This is a genomic window from Phormidium sp. CCY1219, from assembly GCF_055795085.1.
In genome coordinates this window covers 1-282 of record NZ_JAYFEQ010000085.1, presented here as the reverse complement: position 1 = coordinate 282, position 282 = coordinate 1, and the positions used below count along the sequence as shown (strand labels likewise).

1 pseudogene is annotated in these 282 nt (G+C 55.0%); it reads right to left on the bottom strand.

What is annotated here, in order from left to right:
• Nucleotides 1-282: pseudogene (locus AC0QH1_RS00525) on the bottom strand (hypothetical protein); the annotation flags it as partial.

Genomic DNA, 282 nt, shown 5'->3' with positions numbered 1-282 from the left:
GGAGGTGGGGGTGGGGGTGCAACAGGCCCAGGGCCTCCGGCGGCGGCAATTCTTCCTTCTGCCATGCCGGCGAAAACATAGTGTTGCGATGCGTCGAAAAAGTTTAAGCCGGCGGCGGCTAAATCGGGGTTGGCGCTGAGGTAAAAGCTGACATTGAAATTGGGGGCGGAAGGGCGTCCTTCGTTAATGCCAGAACCTCGGAAATGGTCGAATAATTGCTCGTTATTCAGTCCAGCAGCGGCTAAATCTGGATTGGTGGCGCGATAGAAATCGGGATTAAAA